This is a genomic window from Inquilinus limosus MP06, assembly GCF_000767795.1.
Lineage (GTDB): Bacteria > Pseudomonadota > Alphaproteobacteria > DSM-16000 > Inquilinaceae > Inquilinus > Inquilinus limosus_E.
Map to the genome: position 1 here is coordinate 1 of NZ_JANX01000766.1, position 2,395 is coordinate 2,395.

Annotated in this window: 4 protein-coding genes; 1 reads left to right on the forward strand and 3 read right to left on the reverse strand. The window is 69.6% G+C overall.

The genetic code is table 11. From position 1 onward, the window contains the following. The first annotated feature begins 177 nt into the window (after positions 1-177). Positions 178-738, forward strand: a complete 561-nt coding sequence (locus P409_RS32075) for a nucleotidyltransferase family protein (RefSeq protein WP_034848162.1) — start codon at positions 178-180, stop codon at positions 736-738. Between the two features lie 55 nt (positions 739-793). On the opposite strand, the gene P409_RS36645 is transcribed toward P409_RS32075, so the two are convergent. The 3 genes from P409_RS36645 to P409_RS32090 all read right to left on the reverse strand — a co-directional run bounded on the left by P409_RS36645 (position 794) and on the right by P409_RS32090 (position 2,286). Then, complete coding sequence (locus P409_RS36645; protein ID WP_152613661.1) at positions 794-1,246, reverse strand: hypothetical protein; 453 nt, start codon at positions 1,244-1,246, stop codon at positions 794-796. A gap of 198 nt (positions 1,247-1,444) precedes the next feature. After that, positions 1,445-1,960 (reverse strand): SRPBCC family protein, encoded by a 516-nt coding sequence (locus P409_RS32085; protein ID WP_034848164.1) that lies wholly within the window; start codon positions 1,958-1,960, stop codon positions 1,445-1,447. Then, a complete protein-coding gene (locus P409_RS32090; RefSeq protein WP_034848166.1) occupies positions 1,957-2,286 on the reverse strand; it encodes an ArsR/SmtB family transcription factor in 330 nt (109 codons plus the stop codon). Before P409_RS32090 ends, P409_RS32085 begins: the two co-directional genes overlap by 4 nt. Positions 2,287-2,395: the final 109 nt, after the last annotated feature.

Here is a 2,395-nt window from a genome sequence, read left to right on the forward strand (position 1 = left end):
TGGCCCAGGCCTCGACGAAATCCCCTCACCCGGAGCCGCTCCGCGTCTCCGACCTCTCCCGCAAGCGGGAGAGGCAACACAAGACACGAGCCGGGGAACCATGACGCTGATCATCACCGGATCCGAGGGCAATATCGGCCGGCGGCTGCGGCGGGCCTTGCCGGGCGAGGCGTAGCCATGCCGGTCTCCACCGCCGAAATCATCGCCTGGGCGACGGCCAACCCGGTGAATGCCGCGCTGATGCAGCGGCTGCCGCGGCTCGGCCTGCCGCAGTGCTATCTCACCGCCGGCTGCCTGTTCCAGGCGGCGTGGAACCGGCGCTCCGGCCGGCCGCCGGAGACGGCGGTGAAGGACTACGACGTCTTCTACTTCGACGACCGCGATCTGTCCTGGGAGGCGGAGGACGCGGTGATCCGCGAGGCCTCTGCCCTCTGCGCGGATCTCGGCGTGGCGGTCGAGGTCAAGAACCAGGCCCGCGTCCATCTCTGGTACCGGCAGCGCTTCGGCGGCGCCTATCCGCAGCTGCGCTCCGCCACCGACGGCATCGACCGCTACCTCGTGCAATGCACCTGCATCGGCATCGAGGCGGCGACGGGCCGGCTCTACGCTCCGAACGGGCTCGACGACATGGTCGCGGGCGTGCTGCGGCCCAACCCGCTGAACTCGTCGCCCGGGCTGTTCCGCGCCAAGGCGGAGTCGTACCGGCAGCGCTGGCCCTGGCTGACGATCGCGGAATAGGCGTGGGGATGAAACGGAAGGAAGGCGGGCGTGACGCCCGCCCTCGTGTGCCAGCCTAGCTGACCGGCTTGACCCGGACGGTGAAGTGGCGCTTGCCGTACCAGATCGTCACCCGGCTGTAATTCGCCTTCGCCGGATCCTCGACGAAGGGCGGGACCTCCATCGGGGTCATCACTTGCGTGACAGGGCCGGTCGGGGCTGTCGCCCAGAGCTCAAGGACCTTGGTCCTGCTGCCCGCCTTGCGGTCGCTGTCGACCAGCGTGACCGTCCAGCCGGCGGACGGTGCGGTCACGGCGCCGAGCTTGCCTTCGACATGCAGCGATGCGGCCTCGCCCGGCATCGTGTTCAGCCAGGCCTCGAAGTCTCGCGGATTGACCTGCAGCCTGCCGGCTTCGTTGACCGTGGCGACCGCCGGGGCCGGTGTCTCGGCGGCCTGCGGGGCCGGAGCGGTCGTCTGCGACGAGCCGCATGCCGCCAGGCCGGTCATGAAGAATCCTGCAAACAGCACTGTATGGATCCTGGCCATTTGGGCTTCTCCCTGAAAATCAACGCTACAATAAAGCGGTTTTATACGGCATCGACGCGTAATAGGCGAGCCAGACCGAAGCAGCTGCCTTGCTTTTCTTAGCCGTCGCAAATGGTCGGCGGTCCGATATCGGCCGCAAGGGATGCCCGGCTCGGCCCTGGAGAGCGGACTGCAATCCTTTCAGGCCGCCGGCCCGGACCAGGCGTCGCCATAGTCCGGCTGCACCTCGGCATAGCGCTGCGTCCACACCGGCAGCGGCGCGTCGGCCAGCAGGGCTTCCAGCCGGTCGAGATAGGCATGGGTGCCGGGGATGAAGCCCTCGGCGTCGCGCGGCCGCAGCCCGCTGTGGCTGAAGCGCAGCAGCGTGCCGTCGCCATCGGCCTCCAGCTCGTAGCGCACCACGGTCTCGCCGATGATCGACTGGTGCCATTCATGCTCCAGCAGCCGCGGCGGGTCCCAGGCCAGGATGCGGCCGGCGATGCTGCGGTGCTGCGGCGGCACCGGCGGGCCCTCGGCCACGGTCTCGATCCGGCCGCCCTGGCGCGGGTCGATCGTGGTGGGTCCCAGCCAGCGGCCGCGCTGCGCCGGATCGGTCAGCGCCGCCCAGACGGCCTCGACCGGGTAGGGCAGGCGGCGCTCGAACCGGATCGTCGCGGTGTCGCCATGGCGGGTGATGGTGCCGGTGCGGCTGGTCATGTCGGGTCGTCCTGCTTGTGCGGCACGGTGGCGGCCAGGTGCCGCTCCAGCGCATCGAGATGGCCGGCCCAGTATCGGCGGAAGCGCTCCAGCCAAGCGTCCATCTCGGCCAGCCGGTCGGGCTTCAGCGCGTAGATCCGCTGCTGCGCCGCCGCCTTGGCCTCGACCAGCCCGGCCTCCCGCAGCACCCGCAGATGGCGCGAGACCGCCGGCTGGGTCAGGGCCGGGAAGGCGGCGACGATCTCGCCCGCCGGCCGGGGCTGGCCGGCCAGCAGGTCGAGGATCGCCCGGCGGTGCGGCTCCGCCACCACTTCGAACACGTCCATGACGATATATGATCTCAAGGTTATATAATCGTCAACGTATATGGTGTCACTTGCCGCGGGCAAGGGCCAGGCCGAGCCCGGCGCCGAGCAACAGGCTGCCGGTGATCCG

Excerpts from the sequence above, each read along its gene's own strand:
- P409_RS32075 (WP_034848162.1), top strand. The coding sequence starts at position 178 with ATGCCGGTCTCCACCGCCGAAATCATCGCCTGGGCGACGGCCAACCCG.
- P409_RS32085 (WP_034848164.1), bottom strand. The coding sequence starts at position 1,960 with ATGACCAGCCGCACCGGCACCATCACCCGCCATGGCGACACCGCGACG.
- P409_RS32090 (WP_034848166.1), bottom strand. The coding sequence starts at position 2,286 with ATGGACGTGTTCGAAGTGGTGGCGGAGCCGCACCGCCGGGCGATCCTC.